Annotated in this window: 21 protein-coding genes; 13 read left to right on the plus strand and 8 right to left on the minus strand. The window is 66.2% G+C overall.

Going from position 1 to position 24,137, the window contains the following annotated elements:
• Positions 1-348 precede the first annotated feature (348 nt).
• From J0A90_RS18190 to J0A90_RS18215, 6 genes are all read left to right on the plus strand, one after another.
• Positions 349-2,088 carry a type I secretion system permease/ATPase gene (locus tag J0A90_RS18190; protein ID WP_207034664.1) on the plus strand — a complete coding sequence of 580 codons (1,740 nt, stop codon included), beginning with the start codon at positions 349-351 and terminating at the stop codon, positions 2,086-2,088.
• Positions 2,085-3,449, plus strand: coding sequence for an HlyD family type I secretion periplasmic adaptor subunit (locus tag J0A90_RS18195; protein WP_207034666.1), 1,365 nt, complete (start codon positions 2,085-2,087; stop codon positions 3,447-3,449). The genes J0A90_RS18190 and J0A90_RS18195 overlap by 4 nt, the downstream gene beginning before the upstream one ends.
• Positions 3,449-4,894 carry a TolC family protein gene (locus tag J0A90_RS18200; protein WP_207034668.1) on the plus strand — a complete coding sequence of 482 codons (1,446 nt, stop codon included), beginning with the start codon at positions 3,449-3,451 and terminating at the stop codon, positions 4,892-4,894. Before J0A90_RS18195 ends, J0A90_RS18200 begins: the two co-directional genes overlap by 1 nt.
• Positions 4,895-4,980: 86 nt before the next feature.
• Positions 4,981-5,373 carry an MAPEG family protein gene (locus tag J0A90_RS18205; RefSeq protein WP_207034670.1) on the plus strand — a complete coding sequence of 131 codons (393 nt, stop codon included), beginning with the start codon at positions 4,981-4,983 and terminating at the stop codon, positions 5,371-5,373.
• 114 nt (positions 5,374-5,487) lie between these two features.
• Complete coding sequence (locus J0A90_RS18210; RefSeq protein WP_207034672.1) at positions 5,488-7,644, plus strand: bifunctional diguanylate cyclase/phosphodiesterase; 2,157 nt, start codon at positions 5,488-5,490, stop codon at positions 7,642-7,644.
• Positions 7,645-7,672: 28 nt separating this feature from the next.
• Positions 7,673-8,557, plus strand: a complete 885-nt coding sequence (locus J0A90_RS18215) for an LD-carboxypeptidase (protein ID WP_207034674.1) — start codon at positions 7,673-7,675, stop codon at positions 8,555-8,557.
• Positions 8,558-8,641: 84 nt separating this feature from the next.
• Here J0A90_RS18215 and J0A90_RS18220 read toward each other — a convergent pair whose 3' ends face one another.
• The 3 genes from J0A90_RS18220 to fadB form a co-directional block, all read right to left on the minus strand.
• Entirely contained in the window at positions 8,642-9,118 is a 477-nt protein-coding gene (locus tag J0A90_RS18220; RefSeq protein WP_207034675.1) for a YbhB/YbcL family Raf kinase inhibitor-like protein, read from the minus strand.
• A 231-nt stretch (positions 9,119-9,349) separates the two neighbouring features.
• Complete coding sequence (fadA, locus tag J0A90_RS18225) at positions 9,350-10,525, minus strand: acetyl-CoA C-acyltransferase FadA (protein WP_207034678.1); 1,176 nt, start codon at positions 10,523-10,525, stop codon at positions 9,350-9,352.
• Positions 10,526-10,551: 26 nt separating this feature from the next.
• Entirely contained in the window at positions 10,552-12,720 is a 2,169-nt protein-coding gene (fadB, locus tag J0A90_RS18230; RefSeq protein ID WP_207034680.1) for a fatty acid oxidation complex subunit alpha FadB, read from the minus strand.
• 237 nt (positions 12,721-12,957) lie between these two features.
• On the opposite strand from fadB, the gene J0A90_RS18235 reads away from it, so the two are divergent.
• Together J0A90_RS18235 and slyA are read left to right on the plus strand one after the other, a co-directional pair.
• Positions 12,958-14,085 carry a DUF5924 family protein gene (locus tag J0A90_RS18235; protein WP_233076918.1) on the plus strand — a complete coding sequence of 376 codons (1,128 nt, stop codon included), beginning with the start codon at positions 12,958-12,960 and terminating at the stop codon, positions 14,083-14,085.
• 77 nt (positions 14,086-14,162) lie between these two features.
• Positions 14,163-14,615, plus strand: coding sequence for a transcriptional regulator SlyA (gene slyA, locus J0A90_RS18240; RefSeq protein ID WP_207034682.1), 453 nt, complete (start codon positions 14,163-14,165; stop codon positions 14,613-14,615).
• Between the two features lie 9 nt (positions 14,616-14,624).
• Here slyA and J0A90_RS18245 read toward each other — a convergent pair whose 3' ends face one another.
• Positions 14,625-15,146: a preprotein translocase subunit YajC gene (locus J0A90_RS18245; RefSeq protein WP_207034684.1), complete on the minus strand. Its 522-nt coding sequence runs from the start codon at positions 15,144-15,146 to the stop codon at positions 14,625-14,627.
• A 202-nt stretch (positions 15,147-15,348) separates the two neighbouring features.
• Here J0A90_RS18245 and J0A90_RS18250 point away from each other — a divergent pair, with 202 nt between their 5' ends.
• Positions 15,349-15,804, plus strand: a complete 456-nt coding sequence (locus J0A90_RS18250) for a universal stress protein (RefSeq protein ID WP_207034686.1) — start codon at positions 15,349-15,351, stop codon at positions 15,802-15,804.
• 74 nt (positions 15,805-15,878) lie between these two features.
• On the opposite strand, the gene J0A90_RS18255 is transcribed toward J0A90_RS18250, so the two are convergent.
• Positions 15,879-17,828 carry an ATP-binding cassette domain-containing protein gene (locus J0A90_RS18255; RefSeq protein WP_207034688.1) on the minus strand — a complete coding sequence of 650 codons (1,950 nt, stop codon included), beginning with the start codon at positions 17,826-17,828 and terminating at the stop codon, positions 15,879-15,881.
• A gap of 142 nt (positions 17,829-17,970) precedes the next feature.
• Between J0A90_RS18255 and J0A90_RS18260 the strand changes: the two genes are divergently transcribed.
• Positions 17,971-18,846 (plus strand): TatD family hydrolase, encoded by an 876-nt coding sequence (locus J0A90_RS18260; protein ID WP_233076919.1) that lies wholly within the window; start codon positions 17,971-17,973, stop codon positions 18,844-18,846.
• Complete coding sequence (locus tag J0A90_RS18265; RefSeq protein ID WP_207034692.1) at positions 18,843-19,319, plus strand: hypothetical protein; 477 nt, start codon at positions 18,843-18,845, stop codon at positions 19,317-19,319. The genes J0A90_RS18260 and J0A90_RS18265 overlap by 4 nt, the downstream gene beginning before the upstream one ends.
• 22 nt (positions 19,320-19,341) lie before the next feature.
• Here the strand turns inward: J0A90_RS18265 and J0A90_RS18270 are convergent, their stop codons facing one another.
• Positions 19,342-19,902, minus strand: a complete 561-nt coding sequence (locus tag J0A90_RS18270) for an elongation factor P hydroxylase (RefSeq protein ID WP_207034694.1) — start codon at positions 19,900-19,902, stop codon at positions 19,342-19,344.
• Between the two features lie 111 nt (positions 19,903-20,013).
• On the opposite strand from J0A90_RS18270, the gene J0A90_RS18275 reads away from it, so the two are divergent.
• Both J0A90_RS18275 and J0A90_RS18280 read left to right on the plus strand, forming a co-directional pair.
• On the plus strand, positions 20,014-21,462 hold the full coding sequence (locus J0A90_RS18275) for an MATE family efflux transporter (RefSeq protein WP_233076920.1): 1,449 nt from the start codon (positions 20,014-20,016) through the stop codon (positions 21,460-21,462).
• A 237-nt stretch (positions 21,463-21,699) separates the two neighbouring features.
• Complete coding sequence (locus tag J0A90_RS18280) at positions 21,700-22,395, plus strand: hypothetical protein (protein ID WP_207034696.1); 696 nt, start codon at positions 21,700-21,702, stop codon at positions 22,393-22,395.
• 16 nt (positions 22,396-22,411) lie between these two features.
• Here J0A90_RS18280 and tusA read toward each other — a convergent pair whose 3' ends face one another.
• Both tusA and rlmM read right to left on the minus strand, forming a co-directional pair.
• Entirely contained in the window at positions 22,412-22,657 is a 246-nt protein-coding gene (gene tusA, locus J0A90_RS18285; RefSeq protein WP_035469728.1) for a sulfurtransferase TusA, read from the minus strand.
• A 20-nt stretch (positions 22,658-22,677) separates the two neighbouring features.
• Complete coding sequence (gene rlmM / locus J0A90_RS18290; RefSeq protein ID WP_207034698.1) at positions 22,678-23,748, minus strand: 23S rRNA (cytidine(2498)-2'-O)-methyltransferase RlmM; 1,071 nt, start codon at positions 23,746-23,748, stop codon at positions 22,678-22,680.
• Positions 23,749-24,137: the final 389 nt, after the last annotated feature.

Below are 24,137 nucleotides of genomic sequence, written 5' to 3' on the forward strand. Positions count from 1 at the left end.
AACATAAGAATAACGAAGTCACTCGTGAACGCAGCATGAGAAACATCAGACCATGTAGCAGAAACAAAGCCGCCCTAAATCGCTACTTCAGCGCGGTTGTTCTAGGCACATAGGCATCAGGCAGGCGCACAAAGCCTTCGACACATGATTAAAAATCATTGATTTTTATATATAATTCCCGCTCAAGACAACATCGATACAATCGACACCTGATAAATCTCACCGCAGCCCCAGGCTTGCAAATATCTTCACAATCTCCGCATTCTGACGCCGAAAAAGCGCCCTTCCCAGGCGCCCCACACCACTTCACTGGGCCATCACGTGAATCGACCCCCGTCAAAGACAGCCATGCATCAAGCGCTGCTCGCTTGCCGCAAGTCATTTCTTTGCGTGCTGTTCTTCAGTTTGTTCATCAACCTGCTGATGCTGGTTCCCTCGATTTACATGCTGCAGGTCTATGATCGGGTCATCACCACACGCAGCCCCGAAACGCTGACCATGCTGACTCTGGTCGTGCTCTATCTGTTCGCGATCATGGGCGGCCTGGAGGTTGTGCGCTCACGCATTCTGGTGCGGGTCGGCAATCGCTTCGATAGTGCACTGAGCGAGCCGCTCTATCAGGCCGCTTTCCAGCGCGCCTTGGCGAGCGCCGGAAAGCCCTCGGCACAGGCATTCAGCGATCTCGCCACGTTGCGTCAGTTCATCGCCGGCAATGCTCTGTTCGCTTTTTTCGATGCTCCGTGGATACCGCTCTATATCGGTCTGCTGACACTCTTCCACCCCTGGTTCGGCGCCTTTGCCACCGCCGCGGGGATCATCCTGATGGGTCTGGCGTGGATCAACGAGAAGAGCACCCAGGGGCTGCTCGGCGAGGCCAACCGCGCCCATGCGCAGGCCCAGGAGATGGCGGCGAGCAATCTGCGCAATGCCGAAGTGATCCAGGCCATGGGCATGCTGCCCAACCTCCATCGGCGCTGGCAGCAGTGCCAGCAGACCTATCTGCTGCACCAGTCACACGCCAGCGACCGCGCCGGGGTGTTGAGCAATCTCTCCAAGACCCTGCGCGTGGCCTTTCAATCGCTGGTGCTCGGGCTGGGCGCGCTGCTGGTCATCGAAGGCAGCCTGACCGGGGGCATGATGATCGCCGGCTCGATTCTGATGGGGCGGGCGCTGGCGCCAATCGATCAGATGATCGGCGGCTGGAAGGGCTTCATTCAGGCGCGCGCCGCCCATGCCCGGCTCGACGCGCTGCTGGCCAAGCTGCCCGCCGAGAGCGAGCGCATGCCGCTGCCGGCACCGACCGGCGACGTGGCGCTGACCGCGGTGAGCGCCGCCCCGCCGGGGGCGCAGGCGGCCACGGTGCACGAGATCGCCTTCCACTGCGTGCCGGGTGAGCACGTCGCCATCGTCGGCCCCAGCGCCGCCGGCAAGTCGACGCTGGCACGCGTGCTGCTGGGCGTCTGGCCGGTGCAGCAGGGCGAGGTGCGCCTGGGCGGCAGCGACATCGCCCAGTGGCCGCGGGAACGCCTCGGCCCCCACCTCGGCTATCTGCCGCAGGACGTGGAGCTGTTCGACGGCAGTATCGGCGACAACATCGCTCGCTTCGGCCCGCTCGATCCCGCCGAAGTGCTCAAGGCGGCGCACAAGGCAGGGGTCCACGACATGATCCTGCACCAGGCGCAGGGCTACGACACGCTCATCCAGGGTAGTGGCGGCGTGCTCTCCGGCGGCCAGCGTCAGCGTCTCGGGCTGGCGCGAGCGCTCTACGGCTCACCGTGTCTGGTGGTTCTCGACGAGCCCGATGCGCATCTCGACACCCTCGGCGAGCGCGCCCTGATCGCCTGCCTGGCACAGCTCAAGCGCGAGGGCACGACACTATTCGTGGTCACGCATACCCCGGCCATTCTCGATCACGTCGATCGCGTCATTCAGATGGAAGCCGGACGCATCGTGCGCATCGATGCCCGCACCCGACCCGATACGCCTACCGCCAGTGGCGGCGTACAGGCGTTGCGCCTGCGTGCCCGCGGCCGTGTCGGCGACGCCGTGGCCACGGCGCGCCCCCCACAGGAGTCCTCGCCCTCATGAGTTCCGCCACCACGCCCCTGTCACTCGGTCCTGGACATGGTTCTGGACATGGTCCCAGCACATCGTCGGGCGGTGCCCCGACTCATGATCGTGCCACCTGCCGAGCCGGTTTCGCTCTGCTGGCGATCGCCCTGGGCGGTTTCGTGCTGTGGGCGACCAGCGCCGATCTGGCGGTCGCGGTGGTCGCCCCCGGCACCGTCACGGTCGAGGGCGCGACCAAGAAGATCCAGCACTTCGAGGGTGGCATCGTCAAACGCATCCTGGTCAGCGACGGCGACCACGTGAAGGTCGGCCAGACCCTGATCGTGCTCGACGACACCCAGCCCCTCTCCAAGCTGGCGATCGCGCAGTCCGAGTACCGCATCGCGCTGGCCAGCGAGATCCGTCTCAACGCCGAGCAGGCGGATCGTGATGAGCTCCAGTTTCCTGCCAGACTGCTGAATGACCCATCGCCCCGAGTGCGGGCGGTGATCGATGTCCAGCGTCGGCTGTTCGAGGTGCGCCGCAAATCCCAGGCCGACGCGCTCGCAGCGCTCGACGAGAAAGCGCGCCAGATGAACCAGCAGATCGCCGGTCTGGAATCGCTGCAGCGTATCAACCGCTCGCGCATCGCCTCGCTCAGCGGCGAAGCCGGCGACTACCGTACGCTGTTCAGCGAGGGGCTGGGAGACAACCAGCATCTGCGCGAACTGGAGCGCCAGGTGCTGCAGTATCGCGGCGAGAATGCCCAGCACGCCGCCGAGGTGGCACAGCTGCGCTCGCAGATCAGCGAGAACGGCCTGCAGCAGGAGATTCAGCGTCAGGAGTACCACCAGAAGGTGGGCGAGGAGCTGAAGACGGTACAGGCACAGGTGACCGATGCTCAGGAACGCATCACCGCCCTCGGCGACCAGGTCACCCGGACCACCATCGCGGCCCCGGTCTCCGGCACCGTGGTCGGTTCGCAGATCCATACCCAGGGTGCGGTGATCCGCTCGGGGGATACGCTGATGGAGATCGTCCCCGCCGACGAGGCTTTCGTGGTCGAGGCGCGCATCCCCGATCGCGATATCGACAACGTGCACGCCGGACAGCCCGCCGAGATCCGTTTCAGCGCCTTCAACCAGCGCCTGACCCAGGTGGTGCCCGGCGAGGTCGCCCACGTCTCCGCGGATACCTTCGAGGACGAGGCCACCCGGGCCCACTACTACAAGGCGCGCATTCGAGTCACCAGTGCTGGCCAGGCCCAGATCAACGCCTCGATGCCGCTACTTGCGGGCATGCCCGCGGAGGTGATGCTGCAGACCGGCGAACGGACCTTCGCCAGCTATCTGCTGAAGCCGTTCGACGACATGCTCGCCCGTGCGCTGCGAGAAGAGTGATGCGCCGCGACTCATTCGTGCCTCTCTCGATTCTGCCCCGCTGGCGTCTGGCCCTTCGGCATCTGCCACGGCTGGCCCTGGGCCTTGCATTGAGCGGCAGCGTGCTGGCGCAGCCCGACCCGCCAGCGCTGCCGCCACTGCCGGCGCTGGTGGGTCTAGCCCTCGACAACGACAGTGGTCTGCGCAGCCGGCGCCTCGACAGCCGCGCGGTGGCGCAGGAGATTGCGATGGCGCGCGCGCGTCTGCGCCCGCAGGTCAGCGCCAATGCCGCCTACCGCATGAGCGATGCCGACAATATCTATACTCGCAATCCCGACGACTACCCCGATGCCGACTATGCCAAGCGGGTCTCCGGACGCACCCGCGACAGCAGCTGGGGCCTGCGCCTGAGCCAGCCGCTGTTCGACCTCGAGCGCTGGCGTCAGGTCGACAAGGCCGGTACCCAGGTGGATGCGGCCACACTCGAGGTGGCGGTGGCCGAACGCGATCTCGCGCTACGGGTCATCGACAGTTATCTGGACGCCTATCAGGCCTCACGCAAGGTCGGCCTGCTGATCGCCCAGCGCGAGGCGCTGGTACTGCAGCAGCGCCAGGCCCAGCGCGCCTACGAGCTGGGCGTGGGCGATCGCATCAACCTGCTCGAATCGCAGTCGCGGCTGGATCAGGCGATCGCCGATCAGACCGCCGCCGAGAGCGACATGGCCAATGCGGTCAGCGATCTCGAACGTCTCAGCGGCGCCACGCTCGACTTTTCCCCCGCACTGATCGAACCGCCGCAGACCCTGCCCCTGGACCCCGAGCCCCGCCCACTGAACGACCTGTTGGCACTGACCGCTGGCAATCCACAGGTCGAACTGGCCGCGCGCCGTCAGCGGGTCGCCGAGGCGGATACCGATCTGCGCCACGCGGCACGCTACCCCAAGGTCGACCTGGTGCTCGATTACAACGATCTCGACAGCGACGACCCACTGCGCACCAGCCGCGACCTGAGCGCCGGTGTCGAGGTCGACCTGCCGCTCTATCAGGGGGGCTACACCACCGCCAGCATCCGCCAGGCCGAGTTCAGCGCCCTGGCCGGCGCCGCTGCGCTCGACGACGAACAGCGCCTGGCCCAGCAGGAAGTACGCAAGCGCCTGCGCGGCATGCAGGCGGATCAGCGCCAGCTCCAGGCGCTGCAGCGCTCGACCGAATCGGCGAGCCTGTTCCTGGCCGCGGCTCAGCGCGGCGAGGCGCTCGGGCTGCGCGATCTGGTCGATGTGCTGGATGCGCGCTCGTCGCTCTACGATCTGCGCATTCGCTACGTCGAGTCGGTGTGTGCTTATCTGCGCGATCGTGCCCATCTCGATGCCGCCATCGGTGGTCTCGACTCGGCGTCGATCACCGCGCTGTTCGGCGTGCTCGGACGTCTCGAGCGCCACGACCAAGCGCTACCCCCGCTCGGCTAGCGACGCGAACGGCTTCTGCTACCTTGGCTGTAAGCACTCACGCCGCAGACGGCGTGACGACTCACCTTGGCTCGAGGAAGATTCCCATGACGACGCTACCGCTCTGGTGCCTGTTGATCACCGCCCTGCTCCCCTTTTGGCTGGCCTTCTGGGGCAGCAGCGTGCGGCGGCGCGCGCCCGGCGGGCTCGACAACCATCATCCGCGCCAGCAGTACGCCACCCTGGAGGGCAAGGGCGCACGCCTGTGGGCGGCCCAGCAGAACGCCTGGGAGGCGTTGGCGCTGTTCACCGCGGCGGTGGTCGCCTATGGCTACGCCGGCGGCGGGGGCTGGCTGGGTAGCGCCGCCTGCGTGGTGTTCGTGCTCGCACGGGTCGCCCATGGCGTGTGCTATGCCCTGGACCTGGCGACGCTGCGCTCGACGGTGTTCATCGTCGCCTTTCTCGCGGCGCTTTGCCTGTTCGCCCTGGCGCTCCTGTAAGCGCTGCGGCCAAGGCGCGGTACGCCTGGGCCCGGTTCAAGTTTCAGCCCATGGCGTCGATAAGATTCGGGTTAAGGACGAATGTTCCTTGCCAGACACCGAGATTCATAGCTCATGCCCATCGACGACGACGCTCCCCTCGGCCGGACTTCCGGCGAGGCGCTGCCAGCCACGCAGGAGACCGACCTCGGCACGGCCCCGGCGTCGAACGGTCAGGAGGCGTCAGGTGGCTGGCCGCTGGATGCGCTGACGATACTCGGCCTGGTCCCCTGGCACTGGGCGCTCCCGGATACCTTCTTCCGGCTGCTCTCGTCGGGCGTCGCGCATGACGCGCCGCCGCTCCAGCTGAACTTCCGGGAGCTGCTGCGCCCGATGGCGCCCGCGCAGCGCCAGCGCCTGGTGCATCAATGGCGACGTCTTATCTGCGGCCTCGACGACCGCTTCGACCTCACCCTGCAGCCCGATCGCCATCGACCCGAGCTGCGCTGGCGAATCCGCGGCGCGGTCACACTGCGCAGCGCAGAGGGCTACCCGCTGGCTGCCGCCGGTGTGCGGGAAGTGGTGGCCGAGGACAACGTCTGCGATATCGGCAGTCGCGTGCGCGCCCATGCGTTCGTCGCCTCCCGCGACCCGATGCTGGTGGTCGGCGAGCGGTGGCAGATTCTCGAGGCCAACGACGCCTTTCTCGAACTGGGTAGCCGACCGCTCAGCGACATCCTGGGCCATCCGCTGAGCCGTTATGTCAGCGCCAACGCGCTCTCCGGGCCGCCAGCCACGGCGGTCAGTCGTGAGCGCAGTCACCACCACGAAGGGATGTTCGACGCCGGCAGCGGCGATGCCATCCCCGTCGAGCTGACGCTGAGCGACTTCACCCTCGGCGACAGCCAACAGATACACTACATCGCCGTACTGCGCGACATCTCGGCCCGCAAGCGCTCGGAGCGCGAGCTGGAGCACCTGGCGAGTATCGACACTCTGACCCAGCTGCCCAACCGCGCCACCCTGCAGTACGCATTGAATCGGCAGTTGCGCCAGATCTCGCCGATCCATGCTCTGGCAGTGCTGTTCATCGATCTCGACGGCTTCAAACACATCAATGACTCGCTCGGCCATCAGGCCGGCGACACCCTGCTGCGGATCATGGTCAAGCGTCTGCGCGCTACCTTGCGCAGCCGCGATCTGATTGCGCGCTGGGGCGGTGACGAGTTCGTGGTGGTGATCGACGTAGGCAGCGATCGCCAGCTGGCCCCGCGGATCACCCGGCGCCTGCTGGAAGTCCTGGCCCAGCCGATGGTGATCGGCAGTCATCAGATCAGCGTCACCGCCAGCATCGGCATCGTCCACGCGCCATTCGACGGCAAGGACAGCGAGACCCTGCTCAAGCACGCCGACGTTGCCATGTACGCGGCCAAGGACAAAGGCAAGAACGGCTTTGCGATCTATCACGCCCAGCTCAAGCATCACGATCTGGAAAAGATGTCGATGCTATCGCTGCTACGCGATGCGATCGCCCAGGAGACCCTCGACTTCCTGGTCCAGCCCAAGTTCGATCAGCACAGCCGGATCGTCGGCGCCGAGCTGCTGGCCCGCTGGCATGGCGAGAGCCATGTTCAGGTACCGCCGAGCATCTTCGTGCCCCTGGCCGAGCACAACGGCATGGCCAGCGCCCTCGGCACCCTGGCGATCGAGCACGCAGCGCGTGGCGCCGCACGGCTGGCGGCCAGCGGCCACCCTATTCCCGTCGCGGTCAATATCTCGGCGCTGCACGTGATGGACGAGGCGCTGCCGGAAACCCTGCGCAGCGCCTGCCGCCGCCACGCCATTCCCACCGAGCTGATCGAGCTGGAGGTTACCGAATCGGTCTTTCTGGAGAATACCCGGGCCCCCGAGGCGCGCATCGAGGAGCTGCGCCGCCAGGGCTTTCGCGTGGCCATGGATGACTTCGGCGCCGGCTACTCGTCGCTGGGCTATCTCAAGCGTCTGCCGTTCGACACCATCAAGATCGACCGCAGTTTCCTCAGCGACCTGGAGGCCGACCCGCGTTCGCGCCAACTGCTCGAAGGGATCGTGGGGCTGTGCGACCTGCTCGGCATGGAGACCATCGCCGAGGGGGTGGAAACCCAGGCCCAGTGGCAGCTACTGCAAGCGCTGGGCATCAAGCAGTACCAAGGCTTCTTCCTGGGCCGGCCGATGCCCCTGGAAGCGCTGCTGGAGCGCCTCGGCACCTGCGCCGAGGACGCTGGCCGCGCACCCAAGGGCAGGCTAAGGTAGGGCTCCACCCGCTGCCCGAGAGCGCCCTATGTCGTTGACGCTGAGTCTGGTCGCCCCAGCCTCGTTCACCGCCCCCGAACTGCTAGACAAGGCCGCCGAAGCGCTGGCCGAGCTGGATATCCGCGTGCGTTTCCCGCCGCAGCTACAGATGCGCTGCCGCTATCTCGCCGGGGACGTGGCTCACCGCCTGGCGGTGCTGCAGGCCGCCTACGCCGACCCCGACACCGACGCGGTGTGGGCCGTGCGCGGCGGCTACGGCTGCGCTCATCTGGCCACCGAGATCGACTGGTCGCGCCTGCCGCCCAAACCTTTGATCGGCTATTCCGATCTCAGCGTGCTGCTGAGTCAGTGCCAGCGCCACGGCTTGCCGGCGATCCACGGCCCGGTGATGAAAGAGGGGCTCAAGCTGGTGGCCGACGACCCGGCGGTACGCAGCGCCAGCCGCCGCGACCTGGCAGCGCTCAAGGGCCTGCTGCAGGGTGAAGCGCCCCCTAGCGTGGCGCTGAGCGCGGTTACCGCGGCACCTGACCACCGCAGCAGTGGCCCGCTGGTGGGAGGGAATCTGGCGGTGCTGGCGAGCGTGGCCGGCACGCCATTGGCGTTTCGCGCCCCGCCGGGGGCCATCGTGATCCTCGAGGATGTCGGTGAGCCCTACTATCGTCTCGAGCGCGACCTGTGGCAGTTGGCACAATCCGGCGCCCTCGACGCGGCGAGCGCGGTCTGCCTGGGTACCTTCGAAGGTTGCGAGCCCTACGCCGATCTGCGTCTCGAGACGCTGTTCGAGACCTGGCTGACGCCGCGCGGCATCCCCCTGTTCAGCGGCCTGCCCATCGGCCACGGCCGCGACAACCTGCCCTGGCGCTACGGCGCGCCGGCCAGCATCGTCGACTCACGCCTGCACTTCTCGGCCTGAGAGCTGAACGCCATGCACAAAAACACACGGCGCCACCCGAAGGATGGCGCCGTATCCAAATGACGCGGTGACGATAGACCTCATTCAGTCACGCCGATAAGTTCCGACCAGCCGGCTCATGCCCAGAATGTGCGGCTCCAGCGCATCGAGCAGTTCACGCTGGGTGAGACCTTCGGGCAGCTCGGTCACAGCATCCAGCGCCAGTACCCAGAAGTAGTACTGGTGCACGCCGTGGCCCTCGGGCGGCATGGGGCCGCCGTAACCGACGGCACCACCATCGTTGACGCCTGCGGTGCCTTCTCGGGTGTCTTCCGAAAGCGACGTCACGTCCGCCGGGAGATTGTAGAGCAGCCAGTGCACGTAGCCGTAGCTGCCATCCTTGACCAGCGGCGCATCCGGATCGTGGCAGATCACCGCGAACCCCTGGGTACCCGCCGGCGCACCCCGCCAGCTCAGGGCCGGTGAGAGATCGTCGCCTTCCGCCGAGTGGCGCTTGGGGATGGGCGCGTTAGCCGCGAAGGCACTACTTTCTACGTGCATGCTCGACGGTGCAAAAGGCATAGGTTGCTCTCCTGAAAAGCGATGGACGGTGACGCCAGCGCGTCTGCTCGTGCATTAGAGGTGGTGGCGCCAGCGTGAGATTCAACCCGGCATGGACGCACGCAGCCACTGACGCAGCACCCCACCAAGTATGACGCCGGCAGCTCGCGTCCGCGAGCTGCCGGCGTCGGCTGCCGTAGCGAGAAACGCGACGGCGGATTCAACCCCCCTCGCGTTCAGAACACGGTGCGATCAGAGCCGTTCGAACACCGTCGCCACGCCCTGCCCCATGCCGATACACATGGTCGCAAGCCCCAGCTTGGTATCCTTCTGGCGCATCACGTTGAGCAGCGTGGTGCAGATGCGCGCGCCGGAACAGCCCAGCGGGTGGCCGAGGGCGATGGCACCGCCGTTGAGATTGACCGCCTCGTCGAGGCGATCGAGCAGGCCGAGATCCTTGAGCACCGGGATCGACTGTGCGGCGAAGGCTTCGTTGAGCTCGACCGTCTGGATATCGGCGACCTTGAGCCCGGCGGCCTTGAGCGCCTTCTGCGACGCCGGCACCGGGCCATAGCCCATGATCGAGGCGTCGCAACCGGCCACGCCGGTGGAGACGACCTTGGCCAGCGGCTTGAGCCCCAGCGACTTGGCGCGTTCGTAGCTCATCACCATCAGCGCCGAGGCGCCCACCGACAGCGCCGACGAGGTCGCCGCGGTGACGGTACCGTTCTTGGGGTCGAACACCGGCTTGAGCGAGGCCATCTGCTCGAGGCTGGCATCCTCGCGCACCACCTCGTCATGCTTGACCAGCATGCGGAACCCCTGCTGATCGTGCCCCTCGATCGGCACGATCTCGTTGTCGAACCAGCCCTGCCGGTTGGCCTCACTGGCGCGCCGGTGCGAGCGCAGGCCGAACTCGTCCTGCTGCTCGCGGGTGACACCGTGCATCTTGCCCAGCAGTTCAGCCGTAAGCCCCATCATCATCGCCGCCTTGGCGGCGTGCTTGCTCGCCCCCGGGTTGACGTCGACCCCGTGGGTCATGGGGACGTGCTCCATGTGCTCGACACCGCCGATCAGGTAGCAGTCGCCCATGTCGGCACGAATGTTGGCCACCGCGATGTGCAGCGCGCTCATCGACGAGCCGCACAGGCGATTGACCGTCTGCGCCGGCACCGAACGCGGAATGCCGGTGAGGATCGCCGCATTGCGGGCGATGTTCATCGACTGCTCCAGGGTCTGGTTGACGCAGCCCCAGATCACGTCGTCGACCCCAGCCGGATCGAGCCCGGCGTTACGCGTGAACAGCGCCTGCATCACCGCCGCGGAAAGATTCTCGGCGCGCACGTTGCGGAAGGCGCCATGCTTGGCCTTGGCCATGGGAGAGCGAACGGCATCGACCACCACGGCATCTCTTGCATGCAAACTCATAACGTTGACTCCGGTTGGTGGTGAAATCAGGCGTCGCCGCCGGCCTCGGCGTAGAAGCGCTCGCCCCGGCTGGCCATCTCGCGCAGGCGCTCGGTGGGCGCGTAGAGTGCGTCGAGTTCCGCCGCCAGCCGCTCGGCCAGGGCGACGAACTCAGCGCAGCCCATGGCATCGATATAGCGCAGGGCACCACCGCGGAACGGCGGGAAGCCAATGCCGTAGATCAGTGCCATGTCGGCCTCGGCGGGAGAGCCGACGATGCCCTCTTCGAGACAGCGCACGGTCTCCAGACACAGCGGCACCATCATGCGCGCAATGATCTCGTCGTCGTCGAGCTCGCGTGTCTCGCGCTTGACCTCGGCCACCAGCCGGTGGGCCTCGTCGTCATGGAGCTTCTTGGGCTTGCCCTTCTTGTCCTCTTCGTAACGGTAGAAGCCCTGGCCGTTCTTCTGCCCCAGGCGCTGGTTGTCGAGCATGACCTGAATCGCCGACTTGCCATCCTGCCCCATGCGCTCGGGGAAACCTTCGGCCATCACTTCGCTGGCGTGAACCGCGGTATCGATGCCGACCACGTCGAGCAGATAGGCCGGCCCCATCGGCCACCCGAAACGCTCCATGATCTTGTCGGTGCGCTCGAAGTCGATACCTAGCTCGACCAGGCGGCTGAAGCCGCCGAAATAGGGGAACAGCACGCGGTTGACCAGGAAGCCGGGGCAGTCGTTGACCACGATCGGGGTCTTGCCCATCTTGCGGGCATAGGCGACCGTAGCCGCCACCGCCGCATCCGAAGTGTGTTCACCGCGGATCACTTCGACCAGCGGCATGCGGTGCACCGGGTTGAAGAAGTGCATGCCGCAGAAGTTCTGCGGCCGCGACAGGTTGGCCGCCAGGCGGTCGATGGAGATGGTCGAGGTGTTGGAAGCGAGGATGGTCTCCTCGCCCACTGCCGCCTCGACCTCCTTGAGCACTGCGCCCTTGATCTTGGGATTCTCGACCACCGCCTCGACCACCAGGTCAACCTCGCCGAAATCACCATAGGAGAGCGTCGGGCGAATGTTACTCAGCACCTCGGCCAGGCGCGTCTGGCTCAGCTTGCCGCGCTCGAGCTGCTTGGTCAGCAGCTTGCGCGCCTCTTTCAGCCCCAGCTCCAGCGCCTCGGACTTGATGTCCTTCATCAGGATCGGCGTGCCCTTGTAGGCACTCTGGTAAGCGATGCCGCCGCCCATGATGCCGGCACCCAGCACCGCGGTCTGGGCTACCGTTTTGGCGTCGCGCTCGTACTGCTTGGCGCGCTTCTTGACCAACTGATCGTTGAGGAACAGCCCCACCAGGTTGTAGCAGACATCGGTCTTGGCCAGCTTGGCGAAGGCGTTGGCCTCGATCTGCTGGGCCCGCTCGCGCTCTTCGCCGGCGCCCTTCTGGATCACCCGGATCGCCTCTACCGGCGCCGGATAGTGGGGGCCGGCCTTGCCGGCGACATAACCCTTGGCGGTCTCGAAAGCCATCATCTGCTCGACCGCGTTGAGCTTGAGCGGGCCCTTCTTCTCGGCGCGCCGCGCCTGATAGTCGAGATCGCCGGCGCGAGCCTTGGTGAGCACGTCACGCGCGGCGTCCAGCAATTGATCACCGGATACCACAGCGTCCACAGCGCCCACCTTGAACGCAGTGGCGGCGTCGTTCTGGCTGCCACCAGCGATCCACTCCACCGCGTTGTCGGCGCCGATCAGGCGCGGCAGGCGCACGCAGCCCCCCCAGCCGGGCACGATCCCAAGCTTGGTCTCGGGCAGGCCGATCTGGGCGCTCTCCGCCATGACCCGGAAATCGGTGGTCAGGCAGAGTTCGCAGCCGCCGCCGAGGGCCAGGCCGTTGATCGCGGTGACGCTGGGAAAGGCGAGATCCTCGATGCGATTGAACAGCGCATGGATCTGCATATTCATGTCGACCAGGAAAGCTTCGTCCTTGGCGAACATGGCGTGGAACTCGGTGATGTCGGCACCGACCACGAAGACGTCCTTGGCGCTGGCGATCACCAGCCCTGCGACGTCGCTTTCGCGCTCCAGCGCCGTCACCGCTTCCTGCAGCTCCGCGATCACCTGCGACGAGAGCTTGTTGATCGATTCCGCCTTGAGATCGAGCGTGAGGACGACGACGTTGTCCGCCTCCCGCGCCATCCGAATGGCATCGCCTTGATAGAGCATGGGATTCTCCGTGCCATGGCTGCGAAACCACCTCCGGGATCAGCCCCGAAAGCGAATCATACGAGCGTTTGAATAGCACCAGCTTGAGCCGCGCCGAGGGCAGCGTCAAGCTCAACCAAAGTCGCGACCGATGCCTGGCTGCGACTAGAATGACGCCCCAACGGCCTTTCGTCTCTCAGCGTAGGCCAAGTGATTCGACGCACCCCATCGGATAGGCACAACGAGGACGTTTTCATCGTGATCGACAAGGAGGTCGCAGTCCCCGCCAGGCTCGCCTGGCTGGAGCCACTCATCGCTCGGCTGCAGCGCTATCTGTGGCTGTGGCCACCCATCGCTTTCGTACTCGGCCTGCTGGGGTTCTTCCTGGTCAACCGCCAGCAGTGGCTGGGCGCCGTGCTGGCGATCGGGCTGTTGCTGACCTGGCTGTTGCTGATCGTCGAGAGCGTGGCCAGCCGCTGGCTCTCGCGGCGCGGCAGGCAGTCGGGGCTGCCCCGCGCGGTGACCACCTTCATCACCCAGATGGTGCACCAGGAAACGCTGTTCTTCTGCCTGCCCTTCTTCCTCGCGACCACGATCTGGGCCAGCGGCCAGGCGCTGTTCACCGGCCTGCTGGTGGGCTGCGCGCTGCTGGCGATTCTCGATCCGCTCTACTTCGGCCTCTCCCAGCGTCACCGCTGGCTCTACTTTCTGCTCCACTCGCTGTGCGTGTTCGTGGTCATGCTGGTGACACTACCGATCATGTTCAGCCTGACCACCGGTGAAAGCCTGGTGCTGGCGATCGCCGCCATGACCTTCTTCAGCCTGCCCAGCCTGATCGGCCTGCTGCGCCCCGCGGGCGCGGTGCGCTGGCTGGCGATGTTCGGCCTGCTGATCCTGCTCGGCGGCATCGCCTGGAGCGGACGCGCCTGGATCCCGCCGGCGACGCTGTGGCTTTCGGGCAGCGCGCTCTCGCCGGGCTTCGACACCGCCGCCCGCACGCCGCGTGGCGAGATGGTGCTGACGCCGGAGAACCTGCGCGCTCGCGGCCTCTACGCCTACACCGCGATTCGTGCCCCGCGCGGCCTACGCGAGAAGATCTACCACGTCTGGCGCCACGACGGCCGAGTGGTGGAGCGTATCGCCCTGATCATCCACGGCGGACGCGACCAGGGCTACCGCGCCTGGACCCACAAGCAGAATTTCAGCGGCGATGTCAGCGGGCGCTGGCAGATCGACGTCACCACCGCGGTCGGTCAGCGTATCGGTACCCTGCGTTTCACGGTGGCCGACGACGCCGACGCCACCCGCGCCGACGGGCGTATCCATCGGCCCCCGGGCATTCCCGGCTGGAACATTCGCCATCTGCTCGGCAGCCGCGGCGAGTGACCGCAGCCGCCACGACTTGCATTATCCTGCGGCGCTTTGGAGAATGTTAGGACGTTCACGATTTTAGGTAATCCGCTATGCCGCAACATATCGGCTTCAAACTGGCGCGCCTTCCACGACTCTGGCGTGCCGTCATCGATGAACGCTTGGCGCCGCTGGGACTGACCCAGACCCGCTGGGTGACGCTCTACAATCTGCGCCGCATGGGCGGCGGCCAGGCCCAGTGCGACCTCGCCCGGGCGATCGGCGTCGAGGCGCCTTCACTGGTGCGCACGCTCGACCAGCTGGCCGAGCAGAATCTGATCGAGCGCCGCCCGTGCGCCGAAGATCGCCGTACCAAACGCCTGCACCTCACCGAAGAGGCGGCGCCGCTGCTGGAGCAGATCGAGGCGATCGTGGACGAGGTGCGCGACGAGATGCTGGCCGGTTTCAGCGCCGAAGAGATGGATACCTTCGAGAGCATGCTCGATCGCATCGAGAAGAACGGCGTGGCGCTGCAGCGCCAGTCGGAGCAGAACCGGGCCGGCTGAGCCCGCCTTTCAACTCGGCCGGGCGGGCGGTAGCGCCGGGTTGCCGCTGCCTGCGAGGGTATCGCGCATCGCTTGCCAGCTCGGCCATTCGCGCTCGAAGCGCGCCAGTTCCACCGCCTCCTGCCACCAGACGCACAGCGTGTGCTGATGCGACTCGACCGCCAGCGCATCCTCGGGAAGCGTCTCGAGCCACGCCTCGAGCGCGGCCAGGCGCTCGGCATCGAGCGACGGCAGTGGTGCCTGCCGCCAGCGCCAGCCCATGGCTGCCGGGGCCAGGGCATCGCTGCCGACCCGGTCCCTGACCAGGGTGAAGTCGCTACCGGTGAGCGTGCCGGGGTAACGCAGCCGATAGCCGGTCAGCGGCAGATCCGGCTGCGCCAACGGCGCCTTGGCGAACGACAGCTCGCCGCCGTTGCCCTTGGCGTGCCGCCTCAGCCGCCCACGCAGCGACTCCGCCCGACTCGGGCGCAACCACATCATCGGCGACAGCATCAACAGCACCGCCACCAGCAGAAATCCCAGTACCGCCATACCACCTATTCTCCCCAATATCTGTTCCCGCCACCCCGACTGCGGGATTTCGGTCGTGTTTACAAAGCGTTGCGCCCAGCGCCGGCATGAACGATGATCGGCTGCGGCAGCACGTCGCGGCCTGCGCGCGTCGCCGCCGTTGTACGCCCAATGGACCCAGCTTAGAGTGGGTATTGTCATTCGCCGGATGGGGGGTTCACCCATGAGCAACGAATATCACCACGTGCTGGTCGCTGTAGACCTCACCAAGGATTCGCATAAGGTGCTCGAGCGCGCGATCCCGATTGCCCGCCGCAATCAGGCCAAGCTCTCGATCATGCACACGCTGGAACCGCTCGGCTTTGCCTACGGCGGTGACATTCCGATGGATCTGACCAGCATTCAGGACCAGCTGGACGAGCATGCCACCCAGCGTCTGGGCGACATCGCCGATCCCTACGACATTCCGCGCGAGGATCAGCACATCGTGATCGGCATGCCCGATACCGAGATCCAGCGCTTCGCCAAGGATCACGATGTCGATCTGATCGTGGTCGGCTCCCACGGCCGTCACGGCTTCGCGCTGCTGCTGGGCTCCACCTCCACCGGCGTGCTGCATGGCGCAGAGTGCGATGTGCTCGCGGTGCGCGTGGGCAAGGATGGCGAAAGCGCCGAGTAACCCGGTACCCCGCCCATCGCGCCACGGCGCGCGATGGGCCTCTCGACATCGAGGCTTCAGCTCTCTCCTTCGCTTCAGCTCTCTCCTTCCGACATGGCCTCCAGCGCCATCCAGCGCTCCATCGCCGCGTCCAGCTCCGCCTGAGTCTGCGCCAGCGCTTCCAGCGTGGCAGTGACCTGGCTGCTCTCCTGCTGGTAGAAGGTCGGGTCGCTCATGCGCGTCTCGAACTCGGCCACGCGGGTCTCCAGCGCTTCGATCGTCGCCGGCAGCGCATCCAGCTCGCGCTGCAGCTTGTAGGAGAGTTTCTGGCGGCGCTTCTCCGGTGCCGCGGGGGCTGCCGGCTGACTCTCGCCCTGCGCGGCGTCTCTCGCCTTGCCAGCCTCGGCGTCCACCGGGGCCGCCGGCTGCTCCCAGGGCGCCGGCGGCAGCTTGCCGCCCTGGCGCACCCAGTCGCTGTAGCCGCCGACGTATTCACGCACCACCCCATCGCCTTCGAACGCCAGCACGCCGGTGACCACGTTGTCCATGAAGGCGCGGTCGTGGGAGACCAGCAGCAGCGTGCCGTCGAAGTCCAGGAGCAGCTCCTCGAGCAGCTCCAGCGTTTCGACATCGAGATCGTTGGTGGGCTCGTCGAGCACCAGCACATTGGCCGGCTGGGTGAACAGCTTGGCCAGCAGCAGGCGGTTGGACTCCCCGCCCGAGAGTGCGCGCACCGGCTGGCGCGCCCGCTCCGGGGTGAACAGGAAGTCCTGCAGATAGCTGATGACGTGCTTGTCCTTGCCGCCGACGCTGACCTTGTCGCTGCCCTGGGCAACGTTGTCGTAGACGCTCTTGTCGAGCTCGAGCCCCGCGCGCAGCTGATCGAAGTACGCCACGCTCAGGTTGGTACCCAGCCGCACCTCGCCGGCGCTCGGGGTCAGCTCGCCGAGCAGGATCTTGAGCAGAGTGGTCTTGCCGGCGCCGTTGCGTCCGATCAGCCCGATGCGGTCGCCGCGCTGAATCTCCAGCGACAGATCACGAATGACGATGCCGTCGCCCCCGCGCGCCTCGGCGTAGCCGTGGGTAACGCCCTTCAGCTCGACCACGCGCTTGCCGCTGCGCTCGCCGCTGTCCACCTGGAACGACGCCTTGCCGGTGCGCTCGCGCCGCTGGGCGCGCTCGTCGCGCATTTTCTCGAGCGCACGCACGCGCCCTTCGTTACGCGTGCGCCGAGCCTTGATGCCCTGACGGATCCAGCTCTCCTCCTGGGCCAGCTTCTTGTCGAACTCGGCACGCTCGCGCGCCTCGACCTCGAGTTCATGCGCCTTCTGCGCCTGATAGGTGGCATAGTCGCCGGGATAGCGTCCCAGACGCCCGCGATCCAGCTCGAGAATGGCGGTCGCCAGCCGCGACAGGAAGGCGCGGTCGTGGGTAATAAACAGCACCGCGCCCTCGAAGGCCAGCAGCTGAGTTTCGAGCCAGGCGATGGTGTCGATGTCGAGGTGGTTGGTGGGCTCGTCGAGCAGCAGCAGATCGGGGCCGGCGACCATCGCCCGGGCCAGCGCCACACGCCGCCGCCAGCCGCCGGAAAGATCGCTCATCAGGGTATCTGCCGGCAGGCCCAGCCGGGTCAGCACGGTGTCGATACGCTGATGGAAGGACCAGCCGTCGAGCGCCTCGAGACGGGTCTGCAGCGTTTCCAGGCGGCGCATGTCGGGCTCGGCCTGGGCCACCAGCTGGTGATACTCGGTCAACAGGGCACCGGTCTCCGGCAGCCCCTGGGCCACGACCTCGAAGATCGTCGCCTGATCGGCGTCCGGCAGCGCCTGCTCGAGCACCCCGATCTTGAGCCCCGGCGCGCGCCAGACGTGGCCGTCGTCGGCCTGATTGTCGCCGGCGATCAGTCGCAGCAGGGTCGACTTGCCGGTACCGTTGCGGCCGACCAGCGCCAGACGCTCGCCCTTCTCGATGACCAGGTCGGCGCCATTCAGCAGGCTGTGGTGCCCGTAGGCGAGTTGCAGTTGTTCCAGGCGAAGCAGGGCCACGTTGATCCTCTCGGTGGTGATGCATGCATGATCGCCGGCCATTGTACCCTGCCGGGACGGCTGCACCGATAGCAGGCTGCACTCGCGGGGCCGGCGTTCTACAATGGGCGGCTTCGAAACACCCACCGCAAAGGAGTGCCGCTTGAGCGACACGCCCCCCGATGCCCTGTCCGCCGCCGACTCGCCGCTCCCCGAAGCGCTGCGCCTCTCCGCCCCCGCGGCACTGGTCGACATCGGCGCCAACCTCACCCACGAGAGCTTCGCCTCAGATCTGCCGGCAGTACTCGCCCGGGCCGAGGCGGCCAACGTGCGCGCCCTGGTCGTGACCGGCGCCGACCCCGATGGTTCCGAGCGTGCCTGCGAGCTGAGCCAGTGCTACCCCAACCTGTGGGCCACCGCCGGCGTACATCCGCACCACGCCGCCGACTGGGATGCCGCGCTGGAGCGTCGTATGCGCGAACTGCACGCCCAGCCCCGGGTGGTGGCAGTGGGCGAATGCGGGCTCGACTTCAATCGCAATTTTTCCTCGCCGGCGGAACAGGTGCGGGCCTTCGAGGCGCAGTTGGCGCTGGCCGCGGAGTCCGGGCTGCCGCTGTTCCTCCACGAGCGTGACGCCGGCCGACGCATGCTGGAGATGCTGCACGAGTGGCGCCACCGCTTGAGCGACGCGGTTATCCACTGCTTCACCGGTGAACGCGATATCCTCTACGGCTATCTCGACCTCGATCTGCACATCGGCCAGACCGGCTGGCTGAGCGACGAGCGTCGCGGCCACCATCTGCGTGAGTTCATTGCCGAGGTGCCCGCCGAACGCCTGATGGTGGAGACCGACTGCCCCTATCTGCTACCGCGCAATCTGCCGGCCAAGATCAAGGGCCGTCGCCACGAGCCGGCTCTGCTACCTTGGATAGTGAGGGAGCTGGCGCGCTGGCGCGGCGAAGACGAGGAGACGCTGGCCCGCGTCACCACCCGGACCGCCAGCCGCTTCTTCCGTCTGCAGGAGACTTTCGAGCCATGAGCGAATTTCCCGGTTTCATTGCCGTGGAGACCGGCGATGACAACGCCATACCGCTGGCGATCGCCTGGGCGTTGCCCAACGGCCAGGTCAAGCACACTCTGATCCAGCCCGATGATGACTGGCTCGACGAGGAGCTGCTCTCGCTCGGTGGCTACGGTCTGGACGAGCTGCGCCAGTTCGGCGTGAGCCCGCTGGACGTGCTGCGCGAGCTGGAGAACGACCACTTCAGCCAGACGCTCTATACCGCCGGCGTGCAGGATGACGAAGCGGCGCTGTCGCGAATGTTCGACGACTTCGGCGTCGACCCGTTCGTCGAACTGGCACCGGCGGAGATTCTCTACCCGGATCTATCGCCCGGCGAGTGGTCGCGCGCCCGTGGCGAGCTTTTCGGCGAGCTGGGGCTGGAGCCACTGCGCCCGGAGCACGAAGTCCAGGTGATGCTCTATCTGCACCAGCGCCTGACCCAGGGTTGATGGCTGCGGCTGGCAGCGGTGATCAAGCGCTGGTGAGCACCGCTGCCAGCCGCGCACGACCGGCAGTGATCGCCACGTCACGCATCTCGCCTCGACGGTAGAACGCCCGCAGCGTGGCGGCGAAAGCCTCGGCACGCGGCGGCAAGCCCTGATCACGATAGCGCTCGGCGCGTGCCGCGACCTTGGCGGCGAAGGCCTGGCGGTCGACGGCGACGCCATCGAGATTGTCCACGCTGACCTCGAAGGGCTTGGCGCAGGCCTCGCATAGCAGCCGCTCCAGCGCCTGCGGGGCGACCTCGACCTGTTCGAACACCGCCTGCTGGTCGGCATCGCGGCCATCCGGTTCGTACCAGTAGCCGTAATCCTCCAACTGGCGCCGCGCCGTGCCGGCGATGCACCAGTGGCTCACCTCGTGCAGGGCGCTGGCGAAAAAACCGTGGGCGAAGACGATACGGTGATAGCCGACATCGCCACCGGCGGGCAGATAGATCGGCTCGTCGCCGCCCTTGACCAGACGCGTATTGAAGGTGTCGGCGAAGACCCCATCGAATAGCGCCATGACATCGTCGATTGCGTGCACCATGACTCCTCCTGGACCGGCCGGCAGTATACGTAAGTCCATGCCCGGCGCCGAGCATCCCCCAGCGACTCCTGCTAATATTCCCGCCCTGTCCGTCCGGTCAAGGAGCGAGCCGTGTCGACCCTACCCCGCCTGCCGCGCTGGCGTCGCGAAACGGCGGCGCTGCTGCGTCTGAGTCTGCCGATCTGCGGCGCCCAGCTGGCTCAGTCCGGCATGAGCGCTGCCGATGTGATCATGTCCGGGCGGGCCAGCGCCACCGACCTAGCGGCGGTCTCGGTCGGGGCCAGCCTGTGGGTGCCGATGATGCTGCTGATGACCGGGACGCTGATGGGTCTGACACCGCTGGTGGCCCATCAGATGGGTGCCGGCCGGCCCCAGCACGTGCGCGCCAAGGTGCACCAGGCGCTGTGGGTCGCACTGGTATTCGGCTGCCTCGCAGCCCTCATCCTCGGGCTGGGCTCGAGTCTGGTGTTCCGCTGGATGCAGGTGCCCACCGAGGTCGCGGCCCTGGCCACCGACTATCTCGGTGCCGTCGCCTGGGGGATTCCGGCGGTCGCGCTCTACCAGGCGCTGCGCGCCTTCTCCGACGGCATGCATCACACGCGCCCGGCGCTGTGGATCAGCCTGATCGGGCTGGCGGTCAACGTGCCCAGCAACTACCTGCTGATCTACGGCGGCCCGGGGCTGGTCGAACTGCTGGGTAGCGGCGTGCCCGCGCCGCTGCAGCAATTGCCGGCGCTGGGCGCGCTGGGCTGTGGCATCGCCACCGCACTGTCGATGTGGTCAATGTGTCTGGGCATGGCCTGGTACACCCGCCGCAGCCGCGCTTACGCCCCGGTAGTGATCTGGACCGCGCCGACCGCGCCGCGTCTGAAAGAGATCGGCGAGCTACTCTATATCGGTCTGCCCATCGGGCTGGCGATCTTTTTCGAGGTCACGCTGTTCACCGTGATCACGCTGCTGGTGGCCTATCTCGGTGAAGTCACCGTCGCCGCCCACCAGATCGCGCTCAACGTCACCTCGATCCTGTTCATGCTGCCGCTGTCGCTGAGCATGGCGCTGACGGTACGGGTCAGCAACCGGATGGGGGCCGGCGACCCGGGGGAAGCCCGCTTCGTGGCCTGGAACGGGGTGGCCGTGGGTCTGCTGCTGGCGCTGTTCAACTGCGCCGTATTGTGGCTGCTGGCGCGTCCCATCGTCACCCTCTACAGCGCCGATAGCGCCGTGCAGTCACTGGCGCTTTCGCTGATTCTGCTGGCGATGCTGTTCCAGGTCTCGGACTCACTGCAGGTCAATCTGGCGGGTGCGCTGCGCGGCTATAAGGACACCCGGGTGGTGATGGGCATCACCCTGATCGCCTACTGGATCATCGGGCTGGGCGTGGGGCATACCCTGGGGCGTGGCCTGGCAGGAATCCCAGAGCTGGGCATCTATGGCTACTGGATCGGCCTCAACGCGGGCCTGACCGCAGCCGCCCTGATGCTGGGCTGGCGTCTGCTGGCCAAGGGCCGCACATCGCGCCAGGTCGCACACGACGCTGGAAAATCGACAGCCGGGGCTTAACACCCCGGCAGAGGCTATGCTAATAGTGACCTCAAGCCTTCATGACAGTGGTCGTATGTCGTGACAGTAGCTATAGATGATAGATAAGTGATAGACAGACAAGGGGTAGCGAGCAGATCTTAGACAGTGGCGTGACGCGGTAACCAGCCACACGAGGCAACAGCGAGTGATATAACCACAGCGGCTGCAGGTGGTTCCGAGGCCCAAGCCGACCGATTGCCGACCAGGAGGGTAGCCATGGGAAGCCAACTTTCCCCCCGCTCCGCGCAGATCATCGATCTTGAGACCATGAGGCACCGACTAAGGGCAAGAAAGCGGCTGGTCAGATTGTCGCCCGAGCTCGACGGGCTGGAAATGCTCTACTATCTCGCGTCCGAGCCCGACACCCTTTACGCCATGCCACTTCTGGCCTGGGGACTGAGGGAGGATGGCGAAGTGGTGGGACTGGTGCCATGGATGGAGAGTCTCAGCGCCTGCCACGAACTCGATGACCCGGAGTACGGTCATTTCGTCGGCTACCGCGACCCCGAAACGCGGGAGATCTTCCACCTCGCCCCGGAGCACAAGATCGCCGAACTCGAGCATGCCGCGGCCTATTTCGACTATGAAGAGACGCCGGAAATCTCCTTGACCCAGCAACTGCCGGAGACCCAGGGCACCCACGCCCTGTGCATGGACAGCGATGGGCGTCCCTGGCAGTTGAAGCAGATCGTCGCCTGGCACCTTTACAGCGACGGTAGCGTCGATGCCATGCTGGTCGACGATAACCGCGTCGCCTCGCTACCGGTGCTGCCGGGGGATGACTGCCTCTATCCCGGGCGTAGCCGGCACGAGACCCTCTACTTCTTCCAGCGCTATATCGCCAATCGTATTCGCAACGAAGACCCGGACACGCTGGAAGCACTGGCACTGATGGTGATGCCGGGCAGTTGAGCCCGGCCGTCCACGCTCAGCCGCCGAGCCGCAGCCGATAGCGATAGCGTCCTTCCTCTTCGCTCTGCTCGATCAGCTCGTGACCCAGAAAACTGCAGAACTTGGGAATGTCGCGCGTCGTCGCGGGGTCGGTGGCAATCACCTGCAGAATCTGCCCCGGCTGCATATCGCGCACCTTGTTGTGCATCAGCATGATCGGCTCCGGGCAGTAAAGCCCTTGGGTGTCGAGCGTCTCTTCCTGCGCTGTGTCCTGACTCTGCATGTCGCCCTCCTCCGGCGCCGTCATCCGTCGATCCGCACGTGCACGGTGACTTCTTCACGATCATGATACAGGTGGCGACAGGCAATGGTCGCGCTGACACCATTGGCATGCAGCGTCTCCTCCAACCGGATCAGGCAGCGCCGCACTTCGTCCCAGCGCTTCTTCATCGGCAGCTTGAGATTGAAGATCGCTTCTCGACACCAGCGCCGCATCAGCCAGCGCTCGACCATGTCGATCACCCGCATCGGCTTGTCGACGATATCGCAGACCAGCCAGTCCAGACGATAAGGCGGCTCCCAGACGAAGCCATCCTCGCGCAGATGCTCGACCTGGCCGGTGGCCATCAGGGCCTTGTCCATGGGGCCGTTATCGATGGCATAGACGAACAGCCCTTTGCGCACCAGCTGATAGGTCCAGCCGCCGGGAGCCGCGCCGAGATCGACCGCCTGCATCGCGGAAGAGAGCCGGGCCTCCCAACTCTCCCGCGGGATAAAGGTATGCCAGGCCTCCTCCAGCTTGAGCGTGGAGCGACTAGGGGCATCGGCGGGGTGGCGCAGGCGCAGCACGCCGCCGGGATGCTCGCTACGATTGCCGGGAAAGCTGATCCCTATCTGGACACGATCGCCGGCCAGCCAGAACAGATGCAACCGTCGACCGCCGGCCTTACGGCGCAGCCCGCCGCCGCGCTTCAGCGCACTCTCCAGCGAGCGGCTGAGTGACTTCGCCAAGCGCCCCAGTGCCTTGCCATCATTGGTATCCGGAGTCTCGTGCCAGACCGCCTCGAAGCTCCAGCCGCTTTCCTCGACCAGGCGGCTAATGGGCGAGATCCGATCTTCCCGGTCCAGGGTCAGCGGCATGAAGGCCACCAGCGACTGACGCGCGAAGACCAGGGACGCCAGCGGCAGCTGGCGATGCACGCTGTTGGCCGGGCCCGACTCGGTCTGCCAGCAGACGAAGCCGCTATCGGGTTCAGCCAGGGCGACACGCCCCGGCTCACCGGCCGCCGCCGTGCGCTCGGTAATCTCCGCAGCCAGGTCGGATTCGAAACCGGCTCGACAGTAAAGCAGCCATGCATTGGGGACTTGGCTCACACTCGCCTCTTCTCTCGAATACTCATCAATCGTGGGCGACACGATACCATGTGTTGTGCTGGGCCCGCCTCGAACCCAAAAAAAGTAACCCCCAGTCTCGGCAAGACTGAGGGTCTGTATCGATGCCTACGGATCTTTTATTCGGCGCTCTATTGGGCCACGCCGCTACTCGTCAGGAGAGACCCAGAAACGAGTGAACCCCAGTCTCTATCGAGACTGTGGTTCGGTATAGGTGCCTGACTAGGACCCGGGCGGCGCTCCGCTACTCTCCATAGAGAGACCCCTAAACGAATGAACCCCCGGCATGAGCCGGGGGTTCGGTATAGGTGCCTGACGATGACCTACTCTCACATGGGGAGACCCCACACTACCATCGGCGCTAAGCGGTT

Origin of the sequence: Salinicola sp. DM10 (assembly GCF_017306975.2) — a bacterium.
In the GTDB taxonomy this organism is placed as follows: domain Bacteria; phylum Pseudomonadota; class Gammaproteobacteria; order Pseudomonadales; family Halomonadaceae; genus Salinicola.